Origin of the sequence: Acutalibacter caecimuris (assembly GCF_034335085.1) — a bacterium.
Lineage (GTDB): Bacteria > Bacillota > Clostridia > Oscillospirales > Acutalibacteraceae > Acutalibacter > Acutalibacter caecimuris.
In genome coordinates, this window is the sequence record NZ_JAWXXJ010000027.1 from 12,330 (window position 1) to 37,284 (window position 24,955).

Genomic DNA, 24,955 nt, shown 5'->3' on the forward strand with positions numbered 1-24,955 from the left:
AACCCAAGGGGCCGAAGGCCCCTTGACCCCATGTGGCCCCACGGACGTTTATTTGTAATTGGGGTACATTACCCTTTTGGAGTTGGGTTGGTTTTACTTTTTTCCTTTTTTAAAAATTTTTTTAAAGGGTTCTTCTAAGTGGGGGCTGAGACAACGCCCCAGTAGTACCCCCTTAAAAGTTTTAGGAGATTCTTAAGAACCTTTTTTCAAAAAGGTTCTTAAGCGGGGTTTGGGGCAGCGCCCCGGCAGTACCCCCCTTAAAAGTTTTGGGAGATTCTTAAGAACCTTTTTTCAAAAAGGTTCTTAAGCGGGGCCTGGGGCAGCGCCCCGGCAACGTTTCGGCAGTTTTGGAAGGATATAAAATCAAAGTAAGCCCGCCTTGTTGCCAAGGGGGCTTACTTCTTTATATATGAGGGTTAAACATAGGTGTTTTCGTCCTTAAACTCTGGCGGTTCCAGAGTGTTTAGTTCTCCTGGCCGGTGGGGATGGCAGGAGGGGCTGGGTCTGGGGGAGCGGGCTCCTCTGGGGCGTCCGGGATATCCGGATCCAGGGGCTCATCCTCCAGGTCGCTTTTGGGGGCGCTGGTCAGGGTGACCAACAGGCTACCCTCGGAAACCTTCATCACCCGCACGCCCTTGCTGGGCCGGGCACACTGGCGTATCTGCCCGGCGGAGATCCGTATAATAATGCCGTCGCTGGAGATGAGGATGATATCCTCTTCCTCCGGGGAGATGACCCGGATGCCGGCGACCGCGCCGTATTTTTCTACATGGTAGTTGAGCAGGCCCTTGCCGCCCCGCTTTTGGACACGGTACTCCTCCGGGGAGGTGAGCCGGCCAAAGCCGGTTTCGGTGACTGTGAGCACCATACTGCCCTCCCGGATCACGTCCATGCCCACGATGCTGTCGCCGGGCTCCAGTTTCATGACCTTGACGCCCCGTGCGTTGCGGCTGAGCTCCCGGACGTCCGCCTCGTGCATACGAAGGGCCATGCCCTGGCGGGTGGCGAAGAGCAGGTCGTCCTGGCCGCCGGTTACTTGCACCCAGGCCAGGTGGTCGCCCTCGTCCAGATCGACGGCAATGAGCCCTGCTTTCCGCACGTTTTGGAAAGCGGACAGCTTGGTGCGCTTTACAACGCCGTGGCGGGTGACCATGACCAGGTATTTGCCGTCATCCAGGCCGTCCAGGCGCAGGACGGAGGTGATGGTTTCCTCCCCCTGCAAGGGCAGCAGGTTGCGGATGTGCATACCCCGGCTGGTGCGGGAGCCTTCGGGCACCTCGTAACACTTGATGCGGTACATACGGCCCAGGTCCGAGAAGAACAGCACGTAATCGTGGCTGCCGGTAACAAAGATATCGGAGGCGGCATCCTCCTCCCGGCGGCTCATGCCAGAAATGCCCCGGCCGCCCCGTTTTTGGGTTTTGTAGGTTTCCATTTTCTGGCGCTTGATGTAGCCGTACTGGGTGAGGGTGAGCACGCATTCCTCTACGGGGATCAGGTCTTCTACATCCACCTCGCCGCTGATGGCGGCGATCTCTGTGCGGCGCTCGTCGCCGAAACGCTTTTTCATATCCAGGGCCTCGTCCTTGATGATACCCCGGCGGCGGCCTTCGCTTTGGAGGATGTCCAGCAGGTCTGCGATCTTCACCCGCAGTTCTTCCAGTTCCTCTTCCACTTTGGTGCGCTCCAGGCCGGTCAACTGGCCCAGGCGCATTTGCACAATGGCCTGTGCCTGGGGGTCGTCCAGGCCGAACCGCTCCATCAGGGCGGCTTTGCCTTCGGGGATGGACTTGGCCTCCCGGAGCATACGCACCACTTCGTCGATGAAGTCCAAGGCGATCATCAGGCCCTCAAGGATATGGGCCCGGTCCTGGGCCTTTTTCAGGTCGTACTGGGTGCGCCGGGTGACGACCTCCATTTGGAACTCCACATATTTTTGCAGGATCTTTGGGAGGTTGAGGATTTCCGGGCGGCCGTCTACCAGGGCCAGCATGATGACGCCAATGGACACCTGTAGCTGGGTGAGGGTAAACAGGTGGTTGAGCACGATCTGGGGGGAGGCGTCCCGCCTGACGTCAATGACGATGCGCATACCCTCCCGGTCGGAGTGGTCGTCTACGTTGGTAATGCCTTCGATGCGCTTTTCCTTGACCAGGTCGGCGATACTTTTGATCAACTCCGCCTTATTGACCTTATAGGGGATTTCGGAAACGATGATTTTGGAGCGGCCGGATTTTTCTTCCTCTTCGATCTCTGCCCGTGCCCGGACCACCACCTTGCCCCGGCCGGTGGCATAGGCGGCCCGGATGCCGCTGCGGCCCATGATAATGCCGCCGGTGGGAAAATCAGGGCCCTTGATGTGCTCCATCAACTCATCCAAGGTGGCCTCGGGGTTATCGATATAGCAGCAGACACCGTCCAGCACCTCGTTGATATTGTGGGGGGGCACATTGGTAGCCATACCCACGGCAATGCCCATGGAGCCATTGACCAGCAGGTTGGGGAAATGGCTGGGCAGGACAACCGGCTCTTTCAGGCGGTCGTCATAGTTGGGCCTAAAGTCTACGGTATCTTTGTTTATGTCATCCAGCATGGCGACGGATAGCTTGGTCATCCGGGCCTCAGTATAACGGGGGGCGGCCGGGGGGTCGCCGTCTACGGAGCCGAAGTTGCCGTGGCCGTCGACCAGCATATAGCGCAGGGAAAAATCCTGGGCCAGGCGCACCATGGCGTCGTACACCGCCGCGTCGCCGTGGGGGTGGAACTCCGCCAGGGTCTTACCTACCGTATCCATACACTTGCGGTAGGGGCCGTCCGGCCATAGGGAGTCCTGATACATTTTGTAGAGGATGCGCCGGTGTACGGGCTTGAGGCCGTCCCGCACGTCCGGCAGGGCGCGCTGCACGATAACGGACATGGAGTAGTCTAAAAATGACTGCTCCATCTCCTTGGTCAGCGCTACATCTATCACACGCCCCCCGCCCTGGTTCTCCGGCGGGGTCATGCTGTTCTCAAATTCCGGCATCTACAACTTCTCCTTACATGGGCTGATGAGGACTCCCAAAAACTTACGTAGGGTGATTTTTTGGTTGCTTTTTTGGGGTTAAATGTCCCAGTTGGCTTTTTGGGCGTTTTCTACGATGAATTCCCGGCGGGGCTCGACTTTGTCACCCATAAGGATGGTGAACACCTGGTCGGCCCGGGCGGCGTCGTCTACTTCTACCCGGCGCATGGTGCGGGCGGCCGGGTCCATGGTGGTTTCCCATAGCTGGATGGGATCCATCTCACCCAAGCCTTTGTAGCGCTGGATGGGGCAGTTGCCCCCCAGCTCGGCCAATATCTTGTCCCTTTGCGGGTCGGAAAAAGCATAGTAATGGCGTTTGTTTTTGGTGATACGGTAAAGGGGCGGCTGGGCCAAATACACATGGCCCTGCTCTACCAGCGGGCGCATAAAGCGGAAGAAGAAGGTGAGCAGCAGGGTGCGGATATGGCTGCCGTCCACGTCGGCATCGGCCATGATGATGACCTTGCCGTAGCGCAGCTTGCTGATGTCAAAATCCTCGCCAATGCCGGTGCCCAGGGCCGTGACCACGGGCAGCAGCTTTTCGTTGGAATAGACTTTATCCAGCCGGGCCTTTTCCACGTTAAGCATTTTGCCCCACAGGGGCAGGATGGCCTGGAACTTCCGGTCCCGCCCGCCTTTGGCCGAGCCGCCGGCGGAGTCGCCCTCCACAATATAGATCTCTGTTTCCTCCGGGTCCCGTGACTGGCAGTCGGAAAGTTTGCCGGGCAGGGAGTTATTTTCCAGGGCGGTTTTCCGGCGGGCCAGCTCGCGGGCCTTACGGGCGGCTTCCCGTGCGCGGGAGGCGGTAAGGGCTTTATCGAAAATAGCCCGGGCCGTGGCGGGGTTTTCCTCCAGATGCTGCATCATTTCCTTATACAGCATGGAACTGACCAGGCTGCTGACCTCTGTGTTGCCTAGCTTTGCCTTAGTCTGGCCCTCGAACTGGGCTTCCTTTAGCTTTACGCTGATGATACAGGTGAGGCCCTCCCGCACATCTTCGCCGGAGAGGTTTTTGTCATTTTCTTTCAATATATTGTATTTGCGGGCATAATCATTCATAGCCCTGGTGAGAGCCCGCTTGAACCCGTCTTCATGGGTGCCGCCGTCTACGGTGCGGATATCATTGGCAAAGGACAGGATCAGTTCGTTGAAACTGTCGGTATACTGCATGGCCACCTCGGCGGTGGCGTTGTTGTCCTCTGCCACAGTGGAGAAATGCATGATCTCCGGGTGGATGACCTCGACGGCTTTCTTTTTGTTCAGATAGTCTACAAACTCTCGGATACCGCCCTTGTAACAATAGCTGTTGGTGACGGGGCGCTCCAACTGGCGCTCTTCGGGGATGCGCTCTTCCGGGTCCCGTTCGTCGATAAGCTGGATATGGATGCCGGCGTTGAGGAAGGCTTGCTCCCGCAGCCGGTCTTGCAGGGTCTGGTAGCTGTAGACGGTGGTTTCTTTGAATATCTCCGGGTCGGCCTGGAAACAGATGACCGAGCCGTTGCTGCTGCCCGCCGGAGCGGGGCCTTTTTCGATCAGGTCCGTAACGGCCTTGCCCCGCTCAAAGCGCTGGTAGTACCGCTCGCCATCGCTGATGATCTCCACCTCCAGCCAGGTGGAAAGGGCGTTTACCACCGAAGCGCCTACGCCATGCAGGCCGCCGGACACCTTGTAGCTTCCGCCGCCGAACTTGCCGCCGGCGTGGAGGATGGTGAACACCACCGTTACCGCAGGCAGGCCCGTTTGGTGCTGGATGCCTACCGGGATGCCCCGGCCGTTATCGGAAACATACACCACATTGCCTGGCAAAAGGCGGACGACGATCTTATCGCAATAACCGGCCAGGGCTTCGTCAATGGCGTTGTCCACGATCTCATACACCAAATGGTGCAGGCCCCGTGGGCCGGTGGAGCCGATATACATACCCGGCCGTTTGCGCACCGCTTCCAGCCCTTCCAGTACCTGGATCTGGTCGCTGTCATATGCCTGTTCAGTTTTTGTCATGTCGTTGATCTCATTGATGTCCAATCGCAACTGACCTCCAAAACCACATTTAAAGCCACACAGCCCGGCGCTGTTTGGGCGGGGATATAAAACCTGTTTGCCGGTATCCCGTACCGTGTTGTTTCTAATATTATAGCAGATTTTTGAAACTTTGTAAAGTACAAGAAAAGGGAGTGGGCAAGGGAAAATTTTCAAAAACGGCACAAGCAGTGGGGGTGCCGGAAAAGTTTTCCACATTTTGTCGCGCCGCGGTGCAAAACCCGCGGGCTATAGGGCGGGCAAGGGGGTTATGACAGGTTCCCCCGCCCGTTGGCGCCGGTAGCACCAGTGCCGCCCCTGGGCTGGGGGGGCCTTGTGGGGCGCACACCCTGCTGGGCCGCCCTGTGCTGTATGGCCGTGCCCTGCTGGGCAAAACCTGCCTGCTGCCGGACGCTGCCGCCAACCGCCGGTGTGCGGGCCGGGGTAGCCTGGGTAGCCGGACGGGCATTTTGCACGCCGGGCACCCCGGTACCCGGCCGGTAGGGGGCGGGCTGCGCCTGCCTGGGAGCCGCCGAGCGGGGCTGGGGCCGGGAAACGGCGGAGGGGGCGGGGCGGGCAGCGGGCAGCCGGACCCGCTGGCTGTTTTCTACCTCCGCCCGCTGCTTGGCACGGCTGAATGCCTGCTGGTTTACCACACCCTGCTGGTCGCTGGGCTCTGCCTGGGGGGAGGGGCCGGGCTTATAGTGGTTGCGGGGCACATAGTCCTCTTCAAAATATTGCTGGTATTCCGAGCCGGGGGGCGGGTTGGTGGCAGGGGCTTCCTTGGATTTGGAGCGGAAAAGCCGCTTTTTTTCGTACTCTGCCCGTGAAACTTTTTTGATGACCGGTTTCTCCAGGTACACCATAAAGAGGCTGAACAGGAAGAACACCGCAAAGGGCAGGAACACGTACAGGGCTGTTTTCAGGGTGACATCGTCCAGGACGAACTTATGGAAGAAGTACATGACCCCCCCGGCAAATACCGCTAACAGGGCCAGCACGTAGATAAGGGGCGACAGGTAGATGTTTGAGATGCCGCCGCAGCGGGGGCACTGGTACTCCCCTTGGCGCTTAAGGGACCAGGTGCGAACCAGGTTTACTCTTTTGCGGCAATAGGGGCAAGTGGGTACTCCAAAATATTTCATACGCTTATGACCATTCCTTTCCGTTTGATGCTTTTCCATCCTGTGGACGGTTATACGATCACCCAAAAATGGGGTTATTGCCCAAATCATAAAGAGATAAAAAATAAAGGGGATGAGGCTAAGAATAATAAGAATGAAAATGAAAACAAGAAACAGAAATAAAAATAATAAAGAAATAATAAAAAATAATAGAAAATAGAAATAAATGTAAAAATGTGAATCAACGGGAACTTGCCTGTTAACGGGGATAGAAAGCCCCCAAAAAGGCCACAAGGCCGATCCAACGCGGCCACAGCGTTGGCGAGGGGTGTGGGGGCGAGGAGCCCCCACGAACGCAGGCGGCCCCCAAAAAAGCCAGCCTACCTAAGCGCGGCGCCTCCTTGCAGGGAGCGGCGCAGGAGGGTAGCGGGGGACATTTGGGAGAGGTAGACGGTTTCGCGGCCGTGGTCTACGCAGACGATGAAGGATTTTGGCAGTTCGGTGGTGACATCCACCACCCGGCCCTCCCGCTGGGCTTTGGCAAGGAACTCTTTGGTGCGGCAGGAGCCAGTGGTATTGTCCAGGTCGAACACGCCTACGATTGTATCGGCTATCACAATGGTATCTTGCCCCAAATGAAGGTACATTAGCAGTTTTTTCCTTTTTTTAGTTTTCTGTAAGCAGCCCCCCTCAGCCGGCAGGTGGGGGGATGGGGCCGGCACCGGCCGTTTCCGCATCTCCCGTATCTTCCGCTTCCTCCGTTTCCATCAACACGAAAACCTCTTCGGGGAACACCTGGCCGTTTTTCATGTTGAACCGCATACCCGTCTGCATGATCTTGACGGCGTCCGGCTCGCAGGAGGTGATGAAGATCTGCTGCCCGTACAGGCGGTTGAGCAGGTAGTCCTGCCGCTGCTTGTCCAGTTCGCTAAGGACATCGTCCAGCAGCACGACCGGCGGCTCGCCCGAAAGGGCACCCAGCACCTGGGCTTCGGCCAGCTTGAGGGCCAGGACGGCGCTTCGCTGCTGCCCCTGGGAGCCGTAGGCCCGGGCCGATACCCCGTTGATGAGGATCTCCAGGTCGTCCCGGTGGGGGCCGGCCATGGTGGCGCCCATGCGGGTTTCTGTTGCGGCGGTACGGGATAACTCTTGCAAAAAAAGCTGTTCGGTTTCCTGTAGGGTTTGGCCGCAGGGGAAGGAGGGGGCGTAGCGCAGGCCAATCTCCTCTTTCCCGTGGGCAATACCCTGGAAAACCTCCTGGACAAAGGGCGTAAGGCTTTGGATGAACTTTTTGCGCTCTTCCATCACCCTGGCCCCCAGGTTGGCTGTTTGGGCGTCCCATACGCTGACGGTATCTGCCAGGCGGGGGTTTTTGGCCACCTCTTTGAGCAGGGCGTTGCGCTGGGCGATGATGCGCCGGTAGGAGGCGGACAGCGCCGCGTAGCTGGGGGCCAGTTGGCACAGGGTGGTGTCCATGAACTTCCGCCGGTGGTGGGGGCCCTCTTTGATCAGCATGAGATGCTCAGGAGAAAAGATGACCGCCCGCACCTTGCCCACCAGGGCGGAACCCGTATTCTTTTTGACCTCGTTGATCCAACTGGTGCGCCGGCCGTTTTCAATACGCAAAACGGCGGACTGCTCCCGGTTTTCGCTGAAAAAGTCCAACTCCAGGGCGGCAAAGCCCGCCTTTTCCCCCTGCCGGCTGAACCGGATGACTTCCGCGTCTTTGGCCCCGCGGAAGGAGTGGCCGCCGGTGAACATCCAGATGGCTTCCAGCAGGTTAGTCTTGCCCTGGGCATTGCCCCCGTAGACCACGTTGATGCCCTCGCAGGGGTATATCTCCTCCAGGGCGATGTTGCGGTAGTTTTTGGCGGCAAACCTAGTGATGTACATGGTTTTCTGCCTTTTCTACCCGGAACTGCCTGCCGGCGGCTTCTACTACGTCGCCCTGCCGCAGCTTTTTGCCCCGCAGGGGGCATGGCTCGCCATTGACCTTTACCATGCCCTGCTGTACCGCGGCTTTGGCCTGCCCGCCGGTATCTACCAGGCCGGTTAGCTTAAGGAAGGCGTCTAACTTGATAAACTCGGTTTCTATCCCTATGCGCTCCATGCTTTCCTCCTCTGTTTGCCCCTGGCAACCCTGGGGCTTAGAGTCTGTTTTACTCGCTTTTCAGGCGGACGGGGAGCACCAGGAACAGGAAACTGTCCCCGTCTTTGGGCTGGATGGTCATGGGGCTGAGGGGGCCGCTGAGCCCTACCCGCACCTCGTCGCTTTCGGTGTTTTTCAGGGCGTCCAGCAGGTAACGGTTGTTAAAGCCGATCTCCACTTCCTCACCCTCCATGCTGACGGCAAACTGGTCCCTGGCCCGGCCGTTGGGGGTGATACAGGAAAGCTTTACCTCGTTCTCCTCAAACACGCAGCGGACCGGGCTCTTCAGCCGGTCGGTAATGGGCACGGACACCCGCTCGACGCTCTCTACCGCGTCCCGCACCCGCATGGTGACAGTGGTTTTACTGGAGGCGGGGATGGTGGCCTTATAGTTGAGGAATTCCCCCTCCAACAGGCTGGAGATCACCGTGTAGTTGGCGATTTTAAAGATAATATGCCGTTGCCCGGCCTGGATCTCCACCTCCTGCTCAGGGTCCTTGAGAAGCTTGGTGATCTCGTTGAGGGTTTTGCCCGGCACCACAAAGGAAAGCTCCCCCTCAAAATCAATGGGCTCGGTGCGCTTGGCCAGGCGGTAGCCATCTACGGCCACTACGTCCAGCAAGCCGCCCTCGATATGAAACAGGCAGCCCTGGTGGATGGGCTTGGTTTCGTTTTCGCCCACCGCATAGACGGTCTGGCGGACAATGCTTTTCAGTATGTCCGCGGTCAGCTTGATATTGACGGAATCTGCCAATTTGGGCAGTTCGGGGAACTCGACAGCCGGGATGCCGATGATGTCATACACGCTGTTGCCGCTTTCAATGCGGGCGGCTTCCTTTTCATCTACCGCCAGGTCCACGGTATCGGCGGGAAGGCGGTGGACGATGTCCGAAAACATTTTGGCGCTGAGGATGGTGCTGCCGGGCTCCTGCACATTGGCAGGGACAACGGTAGAGATGCCCAGTTCCAGGTCATAGGCAGACAACTCCAGCCGGTTATCCCCGGCGTGGATCAGGATGCCCTCCAAAGCGGGGATAGAGGTCTTGGTGGACACAGCCCGCTGTATATTCGACACGGCGTCGGTCATTTCAGCCCGGTTAACGGTAAATTTCATAGTAGCATTCCTTTCGCAAAATAAAGTAGGTTTATAGAGAACAGTATAGGCTATTTCGTTTAAGATATCAAAATCAGGATGACCCTCAAAAAAGTAAACTAAAGTATAATACGGAAAAAGCTGCGCTCTTCGCCAAAGAATGACAGTACAAGGCAGAGTGCTTAAAAAAAGTAAAGCAGAAGAAAAGAGAAAAATAAGATAAAGCAAAGTAAATAAAAGATAGCTAAAGAATAGAGGTAGCTTTAAAAATACTCTGCGCGCAGCGCCCATAAAAGTTTTTGAGGGGTGCAGGGGAACTTTTTTCAAAAAGTTCCCTTGTAATTCCTTACCAGTTCTTGCCAACCCTTGCCAGCCTTTGCCAGCAAATCACAGGCCAAAACAGGTAGGGTATACTTGTTAAGATATAAAAGCAGTAGTAGGGGCGGTTAAAACTGTGGAAAAAACTGGCGCCACTAGAAAACGCTGGAAAAAGCGCCCCAAAAGTTTACACCCCGTCCTGTGAAAGGCTGGGAGGGAAAGTGGAATGTGGGGCAGGCTCTCCACAGGCCGTGGAAAAGGCGGGGGTGGATTGTGGAGGAAAAGTGGAGAACCTGGGGTGGTTTCCCCCTATTACCCGGCGTTTCCTTTTACCTGTCACGGATATTCTTTATAATATCGTTTACGGTATCTTTGGTATGGCTTTCCTTTTCCAGCTTGTCGTCCATCTGCCGCAGGGCGTACACCACCGTGGAGTGGTCCCGGCCCCCAAAGGTCTGGCCGATCTCCACCATGGACATTTGGGTGATCTCCCGCACCACGTACATGGCCACCTGCCGGGCCTTGGACACCGAGGCGTTCCGCTTTTGGGAGCGGATATCTTCCGGCGTGACCTGGTACGTCCTTGCCACCTCTTCGATGATCTTGTCTACCGTGACCGGGGTGGGCTGGGAGTTATTGATAATATCGCTGATAGCCGTTTGGGCTGTGGCGATGTTGACCGGGCGGTTCTCCAATAAATGGAAGGCCCGGAGCTTTTTCACGGCGCCCTCCAGTTGGCGGATATTGTTCTTTAACTTGTTGGCGATATACTCGCACACATTCTCCGGGATATCAAAGTCAAAGCTTTCCGCCTTGCGGCGGATAATGGCCACCCGGGTTTCAAACTCCGGGGCTTGTACGTCGGCGGTAAGGCCCCACTCAAAGCGGGTTTTGAGCCTGTCCTCCAAAGTGGCAATATCCTTGGGGGGGCGGTCGGAGGTCAGGATAATCTGCTTTTTGGCCTCGTACAGGGTATTAAAGGTATGGAAGAATTCCTCCTGGGTGGAGGTTTTTCCGCCGATGAACTGGATATCGTCTACCAGGAACAGGTCCGCGTTGCGGTACTTGCCGCGCAGTGCGGAGGTGGTGCCGCGGGCGATGGCCTCAATGACTTCGTTGGTGAAGTCCTCGCTTTTTACGTAGACCACGCTGCGGTCCGGGAAGTTATGCTTGAACTCTTTGGACACGGCGGAGAGCAGGTGGGTTTTGCCCAGCCCGGAGTTGCCGTAGATGAACAGCGGGTTATACAGGATAGCGGGCTTGCTGGCCACTGCCTGGCAGGCTGCATGGGCAAACCGGTTGGACGGGCCTACCACAAAGGTTTCAAAGGTCAGCTCGTAGCCGTCATCCTGGCTGGTTTCCTTCTCTACAGGGACCGGGTCGTCCTCCTGGATCTGTAGGGAAAAACCGATGCCGCCGCCGAATACGTTTTGCAGGGCGGTTTCCAGCAGGTCGCTGTAGCAGCGCAGCAGGGTCTGCTTGTGGAACTCGTTGGGGGCCTCGATCATGGCCACCCCGTTTTCAAAGTCCATGGAAAGGGGCTTTAGCCTGCTGAACCAGGTTTTGTAAGCTACATCCGTGATTTGCGATTTACAGTATTCACATACGATCTCCCATGCCTGATCAAAAGAATCCAAGTTCTCCAACTCCAATACCCTCCAAAATATTCATTTTGAGCGGATTTCCCTACCGCTCATCCCCAAAAAACAGTTTACAGAAAACAGTATAGCATACTCTTGACGGTTTTTCAAATATTTTTCCACATATCCCCGGACTTTCCTTTGCCGGCCTAAGGCGGCCGTAAGGGGGCGGCCCCGGCCGGTGAGGGGGGGTGGGCGGGGCTTGTCCCCCGGACGGAAAAATAACTTGAAATTTATGTTGACATCCGGGGAGCACTTAGGGTATAATCTAAAATTGCAAGGGAATAGCCCGAAAGGAGGGACTTTTTATGCTGAGAACCTATCAGCCCAAGAAGCTCCACAGAAAAAAGGAGCATGGATTCCGCAAGCGGATGTCCGACAGGAACGGACGCAAGGTATTGGCCCGCCGCCGTGCAAAGGGCAGGGCGCGCCTTTCTTACTGATCTCGTTAACCCGGCAGGGAAGAGGGCGGCGTTTTGCGGGCACCGGCCGCTGGGCGGCGTGCCCTCAGGCAAAGACAAGGCGCAGCGGACCTGTTGGCCCGGCGCTTGAAGGCCACGGAGAGGCTGTATTAAAACCGAAAATTGCTGGAGCTTTATCCGGGGAACGGGGTTTCCAGGAGATGAATACTTCCGTATTTCACGGCCCGTTTAGCAGGTAGGAGCCGCTATGGGGCAGGATTCACAGCTTTTTTGGATTTTAGGACAGGCTCCGGCGTGGCCTTTCTTTGTTGCATCTGTTTTTAGGCGCCAGGGCTTTGTGGCTTATGGTCTTATTGTTATGCGCCAAAATGTACGCTAGGGGAGGAGAAAAAGCTTGGATAAGATCGTTCCCCTGACCAGGAATAATGATTTCCGCCGGGCCTATGCCAGGGGGAAAAGCTATGTTTCTCCCGTAGTGGTGGTATACGTGATCAAGAACCGGTACAAGATGCTGCGGGTGGGGATTACCACCAGCAAGAAGATCGGCAATGCCGTACACCGAAGCCGGGCACGGCGGGTGATACGGGAGGCTTACCGCCAGTTGGCAGGCCGGGTGCGCCCGGGCGTTGACCTGGTTTTTGTGGCGCGGGGCCGTACGCCCTATGTGAAGAGCACAGAGGTACAGCGGCACATGGAAAAGCAACTGAAGGCCGCAGGTGTGCTGCTGGAGGAGGGGCCGGCAGAAAAGCCGGCCCAGCAAACGGGATGAAGGCCGTTTTGTTGTGGATGATCCGGTTTTACCGGGCACATATTTCGCCCAGGACCATGCCCTCTTGTAAATACATCCCCACTTGTTCCCAGTATGGGCTGGAAGCCATTGAGCGGTTTGGCGCTTTGAAAGGCGGTTGCCTGACGCTTTGGCGGATTTTGCGCTGCAACCCCTGGAGCAAAGGCGGCTATGACCCGGTGCCGGAAAAGAAGGCCCGGAGGGAAAACCAGGATTGAGAACCGGCAAGTAAAGGGGCAGGCATATGGGTAAAGGGATTCTATTAGGATTCTATCATAAGGAAACTGGATTTTGTAATTGCTTTACTACAGTATAGGTTTATTTTAAGAGAAGATAACGGGACAGCCGGGGTGGATGGGGTTAGGTACCCAGCCGCCGGTAACAAAGGCTCTGCCGGAAAACGGTGAAAGGGCCGGTATATAAGGAGCAAACAGAGCAGGGCCCCTGCTTTGAGATAGAGCAAGACAAATAACAGGGCGGGTATGCAAAGGCGCATGGCTACCTGGCGAAGAGGGGATTTTGACCTTATCATGGCTATTTTCAATTTTTTTGGCAGCATTTTCGGTTATTTACTGTGGTTCCTCTATTCTATCTTCCGCAACTATGGCGTGGCGATCATCTTGTTTACCGTTATCCTCAAGGTGGTCATGTTCCCGGTTTCGGTGAAACAGCAGCGGAGTATGGCCTCGCAGAGCAAGCTGGCGGACAAGCAGAAGGAACTGCAAAAGAAATACGCCAATAACCAGCAAAAATACAATGACGAGCTGATGAAACTCTACGAGAAGGAAGGGGTCAACCCCGGCAGCGGCTGCCTGACTACCCTGTTGCCCTTCCCGATTATGCTGGGTATCTTCTACAGCGTGATCATGCCCCTTTCCAACACGCTGCATATTGCCGCCGATACCATCCAGCAGGCTACGGATTACATTTCCCGTATACCTGGCGTGGCCTCGGCTACCGGGTTGGGTATGTACTCCGAGTTGCAGATCATCAAGCATTTTGAGGTGCTGCGCCCCAACCTGACCATGTTCTCTCAGGCCGACATTGATAAGATTGAGTTTTTCTCCCAGGGTTTCCGCTTTTTGGGGTTGGATTTGCTCTCGTCACCCCAGGGTTCCGGGTTTATGACCTTTTTGTGGACCATCCCGGTGCTGTCGCTGGTGTTTAGCTTTGCGACCCAGTTCTATACCAATAAATCCTTGGGGCAGGCCACCCAGACCGGCTGCACAAAGGCCATGATGTATGTGTTCCCGCTGATCAGCGTGTACTGGGCCTTTATCATGCCGGCGGCTGTGGGTATGTACAATATCATTTCTATTGTTGCCAGCTTTGTGCAGACACTGGTGATGAACAAGTACTTTAGTGCCAGCCAGTTGGCCGCGACCAGCGAGGCCCGCAGGGCTGTATCTCTGGAACTGGCGGAGGGGAAGGTGCGCCCCTTGCCTGCGGCCCAGCAGAAGTTGATTGCGGATAAGTTGGCCGCTTTGCCGCAACAAAAACAGGTGAAGGAACCCACCAAGCAGAAACAGCAGAAAAAGAGGAAATCCGGCGCCGGTTCCGGCGATACGGCCAGCTATATGGGCAGTAAGAAGTGAAACCCGCATGGCTGATAACGGCCTGTTATGGTAAGCAGGCCAAGGCTATTATTACTTTTCCGGTTTAGGAGGTTTGAACCATGATTAAAGATGCCATTGCCACGGGCGATAGCGTTGAGGTAGCGTTTGCCAATGCCTGCCGCGCTTTGGGCGTGGACACCATCGACGCGGAATGTGAGATTTTGGAAATGCCGCAGAAAAAGACCTTGGGGCTCTTTGGCGGGCGCCCTGCTAAGGTGCGGGCATATATGGAAGTGCCGGATCCTGTGCCGGCCCCGGCGCCCGTGATTGAAAAGCCCGCAGCGCCTGTGGTTGGCAGCCCTGCTGTTGAGGCCCCGGCCCCGGTAGCCAAGACCCAGGCCCAGGAGGCGGCAAAGCCTGTAAGCGGCGCCCCGGCGGAGAAGGCGGCGGAATACCTGAAACAGGTATTGGCCTGTATGGGCCTTGCGGAAGTGACGGTGGATATTACCCCCAATGATGCGGGGGCTGCTTTGACCTTGAACGGCGAGGATGTGGGCTTTGTCATCGGCCACCGGGGAGAAACGCTGGACGCTTTGCAGTACCTTTCCTCATTGGTAGCCAACCACACGGACGGTTCTTATTTCCGGCTGACCCTGGATGTGGGCAATTACCGGGAGAAACGCAAGGTCACTTTGGAGGCTTTGGGCCGTAAAATGGCATACCGCGCGGTGAAAACCGGCAGGAATTCTTCCCTTGAGCCCATGAACCCCTATGAGCGCAGGATCATCCACACCGCTGTGCAGACAGTGGCGGGGGCGAAGTCCTGGAGCGAGGGGGAGGACCAGGCCAGGCACGTGGTGATCGGCCCGGAGAACGGCGAGCGTTTCCAGCCACGGCGGGACAACCGCAAGGGTGGGCGCGGGGGCTATAACGGGAACCGCGGCGGTTTCGACCGGGGCCGGCGGGACGGTAAAGCCCCCCGGAGCAATGCCTCCCACAACGCGCCTTCCAAGGCAGCCCCGAAAGCGGACGATCCGGGTGCACCTATTTATGGAAAAATCGACGTGAAAAAGTAGGTAGTCAAAACCCCATTTTTCTTGCCAAGGCTGGGTAAGCGAAGGAAATGTCCAAAATAAAGAGTTAAAAAACGAGGCTCCGGCGAACAAATAGAAAAAGTTTCGTCCACCTTTTCAAAGGTGGTGGGGTTTTTAAGGGCAAAGCCCCTAAACCGCCGGAGGCTAATATTTCGTCATAGACTTTTCTTTCTGACCACACCAATAAGAGTGTGGCTAGAAAGAAGGAAGTAGATGGGAAGGTTATCTGCCGGGCGAAAAAGGCAGATAACGGCATTGTAATACAGGTGTGTTTGGCGCCTGTCAAACTTCAAAAAAGCCAGCCTGAATGAAGGCCAGCAACCCAGCGGGACGGCGCAAAGCTGTCCCGCTTTTTTTAGGAGGAAGATCATATGGGCACGACAATAGCAGCTATTTCCACCGGGCAGGCGCCGGGGGGGATCGGTGTGGTGCGGATATCCGGGCCGAAAGCAATAGAGGTGGGGGAGCGGCTGTTCCGGCCGGTTTCAGGCAAAAAGCTGAAAGGGATGGCCGGTTACACGGCGGCTTATGGGGGGATATACACCCCGGCAGGGGAGAAACTGGATGACGGCGTGGCGCTGGTGTTCCTTGCCCCCAAGAGTTACACAGGGGAGGATGTGTTGGAGATTTCCTGCCATGGGGGGCTGTATGTGACCCGCCAGGTACTGCACGCGGTGCTGGACGCAGGGGCTGTCCCGGCGGGGCCGGGGGAGTTTACCCGGCGGGCTTTCCTCAACGGCAAGATGGATCTGGCACAGGCAGAGTCGGTGATGGAGTTGATCGGCGCGGGGGGGCGGGAGGCCGCCCGCTTGGCCCGGGCCGGGGGTAGCGGGGCTCTTTCCAGGCGGATTGACGGGATCGCCGGCCGGCTGGAAGGGCTGGCCGCCCATTTGGCGGCTTGGGCGGATTTCCCGGAAGAGGATGTGGAAGAGGCTACGGCGGCCGAAACCGATGGCGTTCTGGCTGCCTGCCAGGACAGTTTGCAGGAACTGCTGGCCGGTTTTGCCAAGGGGAAGATTTACCGGGAGGGCCTGCGTACGGTAATTGCCGGCCGGCCCAATGTGGGCAAGTCCACTTTGATGAACCTGCTGGCCGGGCGGGCGCGCTCGATCGTCACCCCCTATCCGGGCACCACCAGAGATGTGGTGGAGGAAACGGTATCTTTAGGCGGGGTGCCCCTGCTTTTGGCGGATACGGCTGGCCTGCGCGCCACCTGCGACCCGGTGGAGGAGATCGGTGTGGCGGTGGCCAGGGAGAGGATCGCCACGGCCCAGTTGGTGTTGGCTGTGTTTGACGGCTCCCGTCCCCTGGAGGAGGAAGATGTTGCCTTGATGGATTCCCTGGTTTCCCTACCGGCCATTGCGGTGGTCAATAAGGTTGACCTGCCCGGCCGGTTGGACGTGGAACGGCTGCGTGGGGGGTTCCCCCAGGTGGTATGCCTTTCGGCGTCATCCGGGACAGGGTTGGAGGAATTGGGGCAGGCGGTGGCAGCTTTGTTCGGCACTGCCGGCTTTGACCCTTCAGACGGGGAACTGTTTAACGACCGCCAGCGCTTTGCGGCCCAATGGGCCTGGGAGGCCCTGTGCCGGGGGCGGGAGGCGATAGAGGCCGGTATGACCCTGGACGCGGTTACGGTTTGTGTGGAAGAAGCCTTGGGGGCCCTTTTTGAGTTGACTGGCCGGAAGGTTTCGGAGGAAGTGGCAGACGCGGTATTTGCGCAGTTTTGTGTGGGAAAGTAGGGGTGGCTATGAAAACGTATGACGCCGGTACAGTGGATGTGGTGGTTGTTGGCGCAGGCCATGCTGGGATAGAGGCCGGTTTGGCTGCTGCCCGGCTGGGCTGCCGGACGGTGGTGTTCAGTATCAACCTGGACGCGGTGGGGAACTGCCCCTGTAACCCCAGTATCGGGGGCACGGCAAAGGGGCATTTGGTGCGGGAGATCGACGCCTTGGGTGGCGAGATGGGGAAAGCCGCTGACCAGTGCATGATCCAGAGCCGGATGCTGAACCTGGGCAAGGGCCCGGCCGTGCACTCCCTGCGGGCCCAGATCGACCGCAACCAGTATGCCCGGCTGATGAAACACCGCTTGGAGGTACAGCCAAACCTGACCCTGCGCCAGGGGGAAGTGGTGGGGCTGGAGCCCACGGCAGGCGGCTGGCAGGTGCGTACGCGCATGGGGGCCCTGTACCGGGCAGGGGCGGTGATCCTTTGTACGGGCACTTTTTTGGGGGGCAAGGTGTTTGTGGGCGAGGTGGCCTATGAAAGCGGCCCGGACGGGATGTTCCCCGCGGCGTTTTTGCCGGATGCCTTGCGTGAGCTGGGCATCCCCCTGCGGCGGTTTAAGACAGGCACCCCGGCCCGGGTGCTGAAGTCCTCTGTTAACTTTTCCGCCCTGGAGGTACAGCATGGGGACGGGGAGATCGTGCCCTTTTCCTTTGACACGGAAACCCCTTTGGAGAATAAGGCTGTGTGCCATATCAGTTGGACCAATGGGGAAACCCACCGGGTCATTCGGGAGAACATCCAACGTTCACCCCTTTTTGCCGGGTTGATCGAGGGGGTAGGCCCCCGCTACTGCCCAAGCATTGAGGACAAGGTGGTGCGTTTCCCCGACAAGGCCCGGCATCAGTTGTTTTTGGAGCCCTGTGGGTTGGAAACAGAGGAGATGTATTTGCAGGGCATGAGTTCTTCCCTGCCGGAAGAGGTGCAGGTGGCTTTTTACCATACCATTCCGGGGCTGGAAAAGGCGGAGATCATGCGCAGTGCCTACGCTATTGAATACGACTGCTGTGACCCCCTACAGTTGGACGCTACCCTGGAATTCCGGGAGCATCCGGGCCTGTACGGCGCGGGGCAGTTTAACGGCAGTTCCGGCTATGAGGAGGCCGCGGCCCAGGGTCTGGTGGCGGGCATCAACGCGGCCCGGAAGCTGAAGGGCCAGCCTGCCTTTATATTGGACCGCTCAACCTCCTACATTGGCACGCTGATCGACGACCTGATCACCAAGGGGGTGACAGACCCCTACCGGATGATGACCTCCCGTTCGGAATACCGGCTGGTGTTGCGGCAGGACAACGCGGACGAGCGGTTGACCCCCATGGGCCGTGAACTGGGGTTGATCTCTGACAGCCGCTGGGAGAAATTTCAGACAAAGCAGCGGCAGAAGGCGAAAGAGCTGAAACGGGTGAACAGCACGGTTTTACCTCCCAGCGAAAGGTTAAACGAGATTCTTGTTTCACGTGAAACATCTCCGGTAAGTACGGGCGTGCGGCTGTGCGACCTGCTCAAGCGCCCGCAGCTTACCTATGAGGATTTGCAGGAGGTAGATACAGGCCGTCCCCCTCTGCCAAAGGCTGTACGGGAAAGCGTGGAGATACAGTTGAAGTATGAGGGCTACATCCGCCGCCAGTTGGCAGATATTGAAGAGATGCGCCGGGTGGAGGGAAGGCGCCTGCCTGCATCTATAGACTACCGGCAGATAACCGGCCTGCGCCTGGAGGCTGCGGAAAAGCTGGAAAAGGTGCGCCCGGCCAACATCGGCCAGGCAGGGCGGGTGTCGGGGGTAAGCCCGGCGGATATTTCGGTGCTGATGATCTGGCTGTCGGCACATGGTAAGGAAAAACAGGAAGGGGCTGAATAGTAGATGGAGGATATTCGGGAAAAGCTGGGGGCAATGGCAAAAACCTTTGGGATCCGCCTTACACCTGGGCAGTTGGAGCAATTCCAGCAGTACATGGAGTTGCTGTTGGCCTGGAACGAGAAACTAAACCTTACGGCCATTACCCAGCCGGAGGAGGTGGTGGAGAAACACTTTGTTGACAGCCTGACGGTGCTTTTGGCTTGCAAACCCAAAGAGGGAGCCAAGGTGCTGGATGTGGGTACGGGCGCGGGGTTCCCTGGCCTGCCGCTGAAGATAGCCCGGCCTGACCTGCAAGTTACGCTTTTGGACGGGGCCAACAAAAGGCTGCGTTTTTTGGGGGAAGTATGTACCCATCTGGGGCTGGCGTGCAGTTGTGTCCACAAGCGGGCCGAGGAGGCCGGTTTGGACAAAACCATGCGGGAAAGCTTTGACCTGGTGACGGCCCGGGCGGTTGCCCCCCTACAGGTGCTGGCAGAGTACTGCCTCCCGCTGGTAAAGATGAAGGGTTACTTTGTGGCCATGAAGGGCCCCGGCGCGGCCGAGGAGCTGGACGCCGCCCGCCATGCCCTGCAACTATTGGGCGGAGAGGTGGCGGATGTGAAAACCGTCCACCTGCCTACCGCCGGCCAGCGCAACCTGATTGTCATCCGCAAACTGCGCTTTACCCCCAAAACATACCCCCGTCACGGCGGGACGATTGCGAAACATCCCCTTTAAGTGGTTTTGCTTTGGTGGCGAGGGTTTTTGCCTCCGGCGGCCGGGGCTTTGCCCCGGACCCCACCAGGGACTAAGACCGTCCCTGGACCCGGCCATGCTTGCTACTTTTTTCTTTGTCTATTGATGGGACGGCTGTTTCTACGGGAACGTTTCGATAGTTGGGTAAGAACATCACTTATTTTTTGATTGGTGAAGGATGACCATTTTATTTGGAATTAGCTAAATCAAGTGGCGGGGCGTATTGTATGAGTTTTGAAGTATCCGGAAAGCTTAAGGAAGGAGAGAAAAAGATGGAATTGGTTTTGCGCAAGGCAACTGTGGAGGATATAGAGGGTTTAGATCAGGTGATGCAAGTGATCAGTGACGGGCCGGGGGACAGGGAGAAGATGGCGCGTCTGGTTGCCCGCATGGCCCAAGATGAACAAAAGTACCTGATGGTAGCGGTGGACAGGGGAAGCGGGGAGATTGTGGGCAGCCTGCTCGGTGTTGTGTTCGAGGATATCTGCGGCGACTGCCGGCCTATCCTCCTGGTAGAAAACGTAGCCGTATTGGAAAGCTGCCAGGGCCAGGGCATTGGCAAGGCCATGTTTGCCGAAATAGAGGCTTGGGGGCGGCGGCACCAGTGCCACTACGAAATCCTGGTTTCCGGTATGCAGCGCACAGGGGCCCATGGGTTCTACCAGGCGCTGGGTTTTGAGCAGGTAAAGGGTTTCAAAAAATATCTGTAATATTTTTCAGGCCGACAAATTGTAACATTTCCTGCACACCTCGTATAGTATAATAAGCTTGCAAGGGAGGTAAGGCAGATGTTTACAAAGGACAAGCTGAAATTGGTCAAGCTGCCGGCCCATAAGATTTTGCCGAACCCCGCTCAGCCCAGGAAGATCTTCCACGAGGATGAACTGCGCAGCCTATCTCAAAGCATTGTGGAGAACGGCCTGTTGCAGCCGGTCACGGTTCGCCGGGAGGGTGGCCAGTACTACCTGATTGCCGGCGAAAGGCGCCTGCGTGCCTGCAAGCTGGCCGGGCTAAAGGAGATACCAGCTATTATCTCCGACTGTGAGCCGGAGGACAGCGCCGTGCTGGCCCTGCTGGAGAATGTCCAGCGCCGGGATTTGCAAATGTTTGAGCAGGCCAATGCCATCCTCAGCCTGATCCGCGAGTGGCAGATCACCCAGGAAGAAGCCGCCCGCCGGTTGGGCATGAGCCAGTCCTATCTGGCCAACAAGATCCGCCTCTTAAAACTGAGCCCGGACGAGCAGGCGGAGATTATACAGAATAAGCTGACAGAACGCCACGCCCGCGCCCTTTTGCGGGTGGATGATATAGAATTGCGGCAAAGGCTCCTGAAAGCCATTATCAGCCGCGGCCTGAACGTGGCCCAAACCGAGGAGCTTATCGCCGGGAACCTTCGCCCGAAAGAACCGGTCCGTAAAGCCAGAAGGACCTTTGTGGCAAAGGACATCCGCCTCTTTATCAACACCATCGACCACGCCGTGGATGCCATGAAAACCGCCGGCATCCAGGCCCAAACGGAGCGGAAAGAGACGGAGGACTACATTGAATGCGTGGTGCGCATTCCTAAATTATCCAGAGTACAAGTTTAACCCATTCCCTTATTCATTTCCCACAGAAGACGGCCAGGGCGCCCTTTGCCCCGGCCGTCAACTTTTTTGTTTCACGTGAAACAAGCAGCTCCTTCCCGGTAGGCTGAGAATCAACGCCCAAGAGTTGGCGTAGCCAACGCTACACTGCCAGGGGCCAAAATTTCGTCATAAACTCTTCTTTGTGGCCACACCCCACCCAAAAAAGGGCTGGTAATATCCGGGCAACTATGCTATAATACCCACAGGGTATTTCAGTAGAGCCAAAACTTGCGGGGCAAGTTTACAAATCGCCCTGGCGATTTGGCAAGGCGCCGAGCGGCTTGCAGCTATGCTATAATAGCAGAAGATTAAAAAATGGAGCGAATAACGGATGGGAAAGATAATAGCGATAGCAAACCAGAAAGGCGGGGTGGGGAAGACCACCACCGCGGTCAATCTAGCGGCGGCGCTGGGGGACATGGGGAAGAAGGTCCTGCTGGCCGACGCGGACCCCCAGGGGAACTCCACCAGCGGGGTGGGGGTAGACCGGCGCAACTGCCCCATCACCATGTACCAGGTGGTCATCGGGGGGGCCAAGGCCGGGGACGCCATCTTCAAGACCCAATTCAAGCACCTGGATCTGCTTCCGGCCAGTATAGACATGGCGGCGGCGGAGATCGAACTGGTGCAGGTAGAGCACCGGGAAGAGCGGCTGAAAGAGCCCCTTGCCGCCATACGGGAGAACTATGACTACATTTTCATCGACTGCCCGCCCTCCCTGGGGCTTATCACCACCAACTCCCTCAACGCGGCGGATACCATCCTGATCCCCATCCAGTGCGAGTATTACGCCCTGGAGGGCCTCTCCCAGTTGATGAATACCGTGCGCCGGGTAAAGCGCCAGTATAACAGCCTGCTGGACCTGGAGGGGGTGCTCCTTACCATGTATGACGGCCGGCTGAACCTGACCCAGCAGGTGGTAGAGGAAGTAAAAAAGTATTTCCCCCGCAAGGTGTTCAAAACCGTGATCCCCCGGGCTGTGCGGCTCTCCGAGGCCCCAGGCTTTGGGGAACCAGTGATGTATTACGATAAGCTTTCCAAAGGCGCAAAGGCCTACCGGGAGTTGGCGGAGGAAATCTTGAAAAGCAAGGGATAAGGGGGAGAAACGATGAGCGTAAAGAAACGCGGCTTAGGGAAGGGCCTGGATGCCATCTTCGCGGAAAATGTAGCCGAAGGCGGCGAAGGGGCGGTTACCATCCGCATTGAAGAAATAGAGCCCAACCGGGAACAGCCAAGAAAAGAATTTGACAGCGCGGCCCTGTCGGAGTTGGCGGAGTCCATTGCCCAGCATGGGGTACTGCAGCCCCTGCTGCTGCGGCCAATGGTCAGCGGCGGCTACCGCATTGTGGCCGGCGAACGCCGCTGGCGGGCCTCCCGTATGGCAGGGCTCTCCGAGGTGCCCGCTGTGGTGCGGGAGATGACCGACGGCGAGGAAATGCTCTTCGCCCTGATCGAGAACCTGCAACGGGAGGACCTGAGCCCCCTGGAAGAGGCGCGGGGTTTCCAGCAGCTTATCGATGTACAGGGCCTTACCCAGGAGGAAGCTGCCGGCGCGGTGGGAAAATCCCGCCCCGCGGTAGCCAATGCCCTGCGCCTGCTCACCCTGCCGGAGGATATCCAGCAAATGGTAGAGAAGGGGGAGATCACCGCCGGGCACGCCCGCACGCTGCTGGCCTTCAAAGACGAGGACGCCATGCGCGCCGCTGCCCAGCGGGCCAAAGAGGGGGCCTCTGTCCGGGAGTTGGAGGCCATGGCCAAAAAGTCTGCCCAAGGGGAGAAAAAGGCGGCGCCCCGATCTAGCCTGCCCAGCCAGTTTTACGCCGAGGCCCAGTTGGCGGTGGGGGATTATCTGGGCCGCAAGGTAAAGGTGGCGGGCACCACAAAAAAAGGCGTGCTGCAAATCGAGTTCTACGGCGAGGAGGACTTGCAAAACCTGCTCAGCGACTTGAAATTAACCAATGAGGAGAATGTATAATGCTGGACATTAAATTGGTACGGACAAACCCGGAACTGGTGAAGGAGAACATCAAAAAGAAATTCCAGGAAGAGAAACTGCCCCTGGTGGACCAGGTGCTGGAACTGGATAGCCAGTTCCGGGCCAGCAAAGCCCGTGGGGACGAGTTGCGCCAGCAGCGGAACCTGGTGAGCAAAGAGATCGGCAAGCTGATGAAAGAGGGCAAAAAAGCCGAGGCCGAGGAAATTAAAAAAAAGGTAGCCGCCATTGCCGATGAACTGGCCGAGATGGAGCGCAAAGAGGCGGAGATGACCGAGGAGATCAAAAAGCGGATGATGGTGATCCCCAACATCATTGACAGCTCGGTGCCCATTGGCCGGGACGACAGCGAGAACGTGGAGTTGGAGCGCTTTGGCGAACCCCTTGTGCCTGATTTTGAAGTGCCCTACCACACGGATATTATGGAGCGCCTCCACGGCATTGACCTGGACAGCGCCCGGCGCACCAGCGGCAACGGTTTCTACTACCTGATGGGGGATATTGCCCGGCTGCACGAGGGCATCTTAGCCTTTGCACGGGATTTTATGATCGATAAGGGCTTTACCTACTGCATCCCGCCCTTTATGATCCGCAGCGAGGTAGTCACCGGCGTCATGAGTTTTGCCGAGATGGAAAACATGATGTACAAGATCGAAGGAGAAGACCTGTACCTCATCGGCACCAGCGAGCACAGCATGATCGGCAAGTACGCCGGAAACCTGCTGACCGAGGACCAGTTGCCTCAGACCATGACCAGCTATTCCCCCTGTTTCCGCAAAGAGGTGGGGGCCCACGGCATCGAGGAGCGGGGGGTGTACCGTATCCACCAGTTCGAAAAGCAGGAGATGATCGTGGTCTGTAAGCCTGAGGACAGCATGGACTGGTACCACAAGATGTGGCGGTACTCGGTGGAGCTTTTCCGGGCGCTGGATATCCCCGTGCGCACCCTGGAGTGCTGTTCCGGGGATCTGGCCGATCTGAAGGTGAAAAGCGTAGACCTGGAGGCCTGGTCGCCCCGGCAGAAAAAGTACTTCGAGGTGTGTAGCTGCACCAACATGGGCGACGCCCAGGCCCGCCGGTTGGGCATCCGGGTAAAGCACAGCGAGGGCAATTACTTCCCCCATACCCTGAATAATACCGTAGTAGCCCCGCCCCGTATGCTCATCGCCTTCCTGGAAAACAACCTGCAAGCCGACGGCAGCGTTAAGATCCCGGAAGCCCTGCGCCCCTACATGGGCGGCAAGGACAAGATCGGCTAAAAGCCCACCCCTGGGCCCCCAGCGGTACCCACAAAAAGGAGCGATGTCACCATGAAAAAACCGGCCCTTATCTGGCTGCTGTCTACCGCCGTGCTGATGCTGCTGTTCCCCTGGGCCGCCACCCTGTTCAAGGGTATGGCAGGGTTTGCCATCGCCGTGCTCCTGCTATACGTAGTAGACCCCATGTTCTGCTTTGCCACCGGCATATTTACGGGGCGGGCCTGGCGGCAGCGCTGGTGGCTGATCCTGGTCGCGCCCGCCCTGTACCTGGTAGGGGCATGGGGCTTTGTAGCGCCCTTTGAAACCGTATTCCTGGTTTACGCCATAGGCTGCCTGCTCATCGGCTTGCTGGCCATGACGGGTACCGCCGCGTTCCTGCTCAAAAGGTCCCAAAAAGAGAAGGAAAAGCGGTAAGAGAGAGCAGCCGGCCAGTA

General features: G+C 57.4%; 23 protein-coding genes. 15 read left to right on the forward strand and 8 right to left on the reverse strand.

Annotated features, from left to right (window positions below; all coding sequences use genetic code 11):
* Positions 1–463: 463 nt before the first annotated feature.
* The 3 genes from gyrA to U8U01_RS13740 form a co-directional block, all read right to left on the reverse strand.
* Positions 464–3,025 carry a DNA gyrase subunit A gene (gyrA, locus tag U8U01_RS13730; protein ID WP_322175290.1) on the reverse strand — a complete coding sequence of 854 codons (2,562 nt, stop codon included), beginning with the start codon at positions 3,023–3,025 and terminating at the stop codon, positions 464–466.
* A gap of 78 nt (positions 3,026–3,103) precedes the next feature.
* A complete protein-coding gene (gene gyrB, locus U8U01_RS13735) occupies positions 3,104–5,065 on the reverse strand; it encodes a DNA topoisomerase (ATP-hydrolyzing) subunit B (protein WP_322175356.1) in 1,962 nt (653 codons plus the stop codon).
* 287 nt (positions 5,066–5,352) lie between these two features.
* Positions 5,353–6,228, reverse strand: a complete 876-nt coding sequence (locus tag U8U01_RS13740) for a hypothetical protein (protein WP_322175292.1) — start codon at positions 6,226–6,228, stop codon at positions 5,353–5,355.
* Between the two features lie 6 nt (positions 6,229–6,234).
* On the opposite strand from U8U01_RS13740, the gene U8U01_RS13745 reads away from it, so the two are divergent.
* Positions 6,235–6,390, forward strand: coding sequence for a hypothetical protein (locus tag U8U01_RS13745; protein WP_322175295.1), 156 nt, complete (start codon positions 6,235–6,237; stop codon positions 6,388–6,390).
* A 197-nt stretch (positions 6,391–6,587) separates the two neighbouring features.
* On the opposite strand, the gene remB is transcribed toward U8U01_RS13745, so the two are convergent.
* From remB to dnaA, 5 genes are all read right to left on the reverse strand, one after another.
* The gene (gene remB, locus U8U01_RS13750) at positions 6,588–6,842 is read right to left on the reverse strand and encodes an extracellular matrix regulator RemB (protein ID WP_322175297.1); all 255 of its coding nucleotides are present in this window, start codon (positions 6,840–6,842) and stop codon (positions 6,588–6,590) included.
* 55 nt (positions 6,843–6,897) lie between these two features.
* Entirely contained in the window at positions 6,898–8,100 is a 1,203-nt protein-coding gene (gene recF, locus U8U01_RS13755) for a DNA replication/repair protein RecF (protein WP_322175300.1), read from the reverse strand.
* Positions 8,087–8,317, reverse strand: a complete 231-nt coding sequence (locus U8U01_RS13760; protein WP_322175304.1) for an RNA-binding S4 domain-containing protein — start codon at positions 8,315–8,317, stop codon at positions 8,087–8,089. The genes recF and U8U01_RS13760 overlap by 14 nt, the downstream gene beginning before the upstream one ends.
* Positions 8,318–8,366: 49 nt before the next feature.
* Positions 8,367–9,470, reverse strand: coding sequence for a DNA polymerase III subunit beta (gene dnaN / locus U8U01_RS13765; RefSeq protein WP_322175306.1), 1,104 nt, complete (start codon positions 9,468–9,470; stop codon positions 8,367–8,369).
* A 626-nt stretch (positions 9,471–10,096) separates the two neighbouring features.
* Positions 10,097–11,404 carry a chromosomal replication initiator protein DnaA gene (gene dnaA, locus U8U01_RS13770; RefSeq protein WP_322175308.1) on the reverse strand — a complete coding sequence of 436 codons (1,308 nt, stop codon included), beginning with the start codon at positions 11,402–11,404 and terminating at the stop codon, positions 10,097–10,099.
* Between the two features lie 311 nt (positions 11,405–11,715).
* Between dnaA and rpmH the strand changes: the two genes are divergently transcribed.
* The 14 genes from rpmH (at position 11,716) to U8U01_RS13840 (ending at position 24,935) form a co-directional block, all read left to right on the forward strand.
* On the forward strand, positions 11,716–11,850 hold the full coding sequence (gene rpmH, locus U8U01_RS13775) for a 50S ribosomal protein L34 (protein ID WP_009064849.1): 135 nt from the start codon (positions 11,716–11,718) through the stop codon (positions 11,848–11,850).
* A 373-nt stretch (positions 11,851–12,223) separates the two neighbouring features.
* Positions 12,224–12,598: a ribonuclease P protein component gene (gene rnpA / locus U8U01_RS13780; protein ID WP_322175312.1), complete on the forward strand. Its 375-nt coding sequence runs from the start codon at positions 12,224–12,226 to the stop codon at positions 12,596–12,598.
* Positions 12,595–12,834, forward strand: a complete 240-nt coding sequence (yidD, locus tag U8U01_RS13785) for a membrane protein insertion efficiency factor YidD (RefSeq protein WP_322175315.1) — start codon at positions 12,595–12,597, stop codon at positions 12,832–12,834. The genes rnpA and yidD overlap by 4 nt, the downstream gene beginning before the upstream one ends.
* A 276-nt stretch (positions 12,835–13,110) precedes the next feature.
* Positions 13,111–14,211, forward strand: a complete 1,101-nt coding sequence (locus tag U8U01_RS13790) for a YidC/Oxa1 family membrane protein insertase (RefSeq protein ID WP_322175319.1) — start codon at positions 13,111–13,113, stop codon at positions 14,209–14,211.
* Positions 14,212–14,291: 80 nt separating this feature from the next.
* Positions 14,292–15,248: an RNA-binding cell elongation regulator Jag/EloR gene (jag, locus tag U8U01_RS13795; RefSeq protein WP_322175322.1), complete on the forward strand. Its 957-nt coding sequence runs from the start codon at positions 14,292–14,294 to the stop codon at positions 15,246–15,248.
* A 389-nt stretch (positions 15,249–15,637) separates the two neighbouring features.
* Positions 15,638–17,005 carry a tRNA uridine-5-carboxymethylaminomethyl(34) synthesis GTPase MnmE gene (mnmE, locus tag U8U01_RS13800; protein ID WP_322175324.1) on the forward strand — a complete coding sequence of 456 codons (1,368 nt, stop codon included), beginning with the start codon at positions 15,638–15,640 and terminating at the stop codon, positions 17,003–17,005.
* Positions 17,006–17,013: 8 nt separating this feature from the next.
* Positions 17,014–18,906 carry a tRNA uridine-5-carboxymethylaminomethyl(34) synthesis enzyme MnmG gene (mnmG, locus tag U8U01_RS13805; protein ID WP_322175326.1) on the forward strand — a complete coding sequence of 631 codons (1,893 nt, stop codon included), beginning with the start codon at positions 17,014–17,016 and terminating at the stop codon, positions 18,904–18,906.
* A 3-nt stretch (positions 18,907–18,909) separates the two neighbouring features.
* The gene (rsmG, locus tag U8U01_RS13810) at positions 18,910–19,623 is read left to right on the forward strand and encodes a 16S rRNA (guanine(527)-N(7))-methyltransferase RsmG (protein ID WP_322175328.1); all 714 of its coding nucleotides are present in this window, start codon (positions 18,910–18,912) and stop codon (positions 19,621–19,623) included.
* 290 nt (positions 19,624–19,913) lie between these two features.
* Positions 19,914–20,351, forward strand: a complete 438-nt coding sequence (locus U8U01_RS13815) for a GNAT family N-acetyltransferase (RefSeq protein WP_322175330.1) — start codon at positions 19,914–19,916, stop codon at positions 20,349–20,351.
* Positions 20,352–20,429: 78 nt separating this feature from the next.
* Complete coding sequence (locus tag U8U01_RS13820; RefSeq protein WP_322175333.1) at positions 20,430–21,230, forward strand: ParB/RepB/Spo0J family partition protein; 801 nt, start codon at positions 20,430–20,432, stop codon at positions 21,228–21,230.
* A gap of 370 nt (positions 21,231–21,600) precedes the next feature.
* On the forward strand, positions 21,601–22,365 hold the full coding sequence (locus tag U8U01_RS13825) for a ParA family protein (protein ID WP_322175336.1): 765 nt from the start codon (positions 21,601–21,603) through the stop codon (positions 22,363–22,365).
* A gap of 12 nt (positions 22,366–22,377) precedes the next feature.
* Positions 22,378–23,244 carry a ParB/RepB/Spo0J family partition protein gene (locus tag U8U01_RS13830; RefSeq protein WP_322175339.1) on the forward strand — a complete coding sequence of 289 codons (867 nt, stop codon included), beginning with the start codon at positions 22,378–22,380 and terminating at the stop codon, positions 23,242–23,244.
* Positions 23,244–24,521: a serine--tRNA ligase gene (gene serS, locus U8U01_RS13835; protein ID WP_322175341.1), complete on the forward strand. Its 1,278-nt coding sequence runs from the start codon at positions 23,244–23,246 to the stop codon at positions 24,519–24,521. The genes U8U01_RS13830 and serS overlap by 1 nt, the downstream gene beginning before the upstream one ends.
* A 51-nt stretch (positions 24,522–24,572) precedes the next feature.
* Positions 24,573–24,935 carry a hypothetical protein gene (locus U8U01_RS13840; protein WP_322175343.1) on the forward strand — a complete coding sequence of 121 codons (363 nt, stop codon included), beginning with the start codon at positions 24,573–24,575 and terminating at the stop codon, positions 24,933–24,935.
* Positions 24,936–24,955: the final 20 nt, after the last annotated feature.

What these genes read in the sequence shown, in the direction of transcription:
- gyrA (WP_322175290.1), bottom strand. Translation starts at nt 3,025, where the DNA reads ATGCCGGAATTTGAGAACAGCATGACCCCGCCGGAGAACCAGGGCGGG.
- gyrB (WP_322175356.1), bottom strand. Translation starts at nt 5,065, where the DNA reads ATGACAAAAACTGAACAGGCATATGACAGCGACCAGATCCAGGTACTG.
- U8U01_RS13740 (WP_322175292.1), bottom strand. Translation starts at nt 6,228, where the DNA reads ATGAAATATTTTGGAGTACCCACTTGCCCCTATTGCCGCAAAAGAGTA.
- U8U01_RS13745 (WP_322175295.1), top strand. Translation starts at nt 6,235, where the DNA reads ATGACCATTCCTTTCCGTTTGATGCTTTTCCATCCTGTGGACGGTTAT.
- recF (WP_322175300.1), bottom strand. Translation starts at nt 8,100, where the DNA reads ATGTACATCACTAGGTTTGCCGCCAAAAACTACCGCAACATCGCCCTG.
- U8U01_RS13760 (WP_322175304.1), bottom strand. Translation starts at nt 8,317, where the DNA reads ATGGAGCGCATAGGGATAGAAACCGAGTTTATCAAGTTAGACGCCTTC.
- dnaN (WP_322175306.1), bottom strand. Translation starts at nt 9,470, where the DNA reads ATGAAATTTACCGTTAACCGGGCTGAAATGACCGACGCCGTGTCGAAT.
- rpmH (WP_009064849.1), top strand. Translation starts at nt 11,716, where the DNA reads ATGCTGAGAACCTATCAGCCCAAGAAGCTCCACAGAAAAAAGGAGCAT.
- yidD (WP_322175315.1), top strand. Translation starts at nt 12,595, where the DNA reads ATGAAGGCCGTTTTGTTGTGGATGATCCGGTTTTACCGGGCACATATT.
- U8U01_RS13790 (WP_322175319.1), top strand. Translation starts at nt 13,111, where the DNA reads ATGGCTACCTGGCGAAGAGGGGATTTTGACCTTATCATGGCTATTTTC.
- jag (WP_322175322.1), top strand. Translation starts at nt 14,292, where the DNA reads ATGATTAAAGATGCCATTGCCACGGGCGATAGCGTTGAGGTAGCGTTT.
- mnmE (WP_322175324.1), top strand. Translation starts at nt 15,638, where the DNA reads ATGGGCACGACAATAGCAGCTATTTCCACCGGGCAGGCGCCGGGGGGG.
- mnmG (WP_322175326.1), top strand. Translation starts at nt 17,014, where the DNA reads ATGAAAACGTATGACGCCGGTACAGTGGATGTGGTGGTTGTTGGCGCA.
- rsmG (WP_322175328.1), top strand. Translation starts at nt 18,910, where the DNA reads ATGGAGGATATTCGGGAAAAGCTGGGGGCAATGGCAAAAACCTTTGGG.
- U8U01_RS13815 (WP_322175330.1), top strand. Translation starts at nt 19,914, where the DNA reads ATGGAATTGGTTTTGCGCAAGGCAACTGTGGAGGATATAGAGGGTTTA.
- U8U01_RS13820 (WP_322175333.1), top strand. Translation starts at nt 20,430, where the DNA reads ATGTTTACAAAGGACAAGCTGAAATTGGTCAAGCTGCCGGCCCATAAG.
- U8U01_RS13825 (WP_322175336.1), top strand. Translation starts at nt 21,601, where the DNA reads ATGGGAAAGATAATAGCGATAGCAAACCAGAAAGGCGGGGTGGGGAAG.
- U8U01_RS13830 (WP_322175339.1), top strand. Translation starts at nt 22,378, where the DNA reads ATGAGCGTAAAGAAACGCGGCTTAGGGAAGGGCCTGGATGCCATCTTC.
- serS (WP_322175341.1), top strand. Translation starts at nt 23,244, where the DNA reads ATGCTGGACATTAAATTGGTACGGACAAACCCGGAACTGGTGAAGGAG.
- U8U01_RS13840 (WP_322175343.1), top strand. Translation starts at nt 24,573, where the DNA reads ATGAAAAAACCGGCCCTTATCTGGCTGCTGTCTACCGCCGTGCTGATG.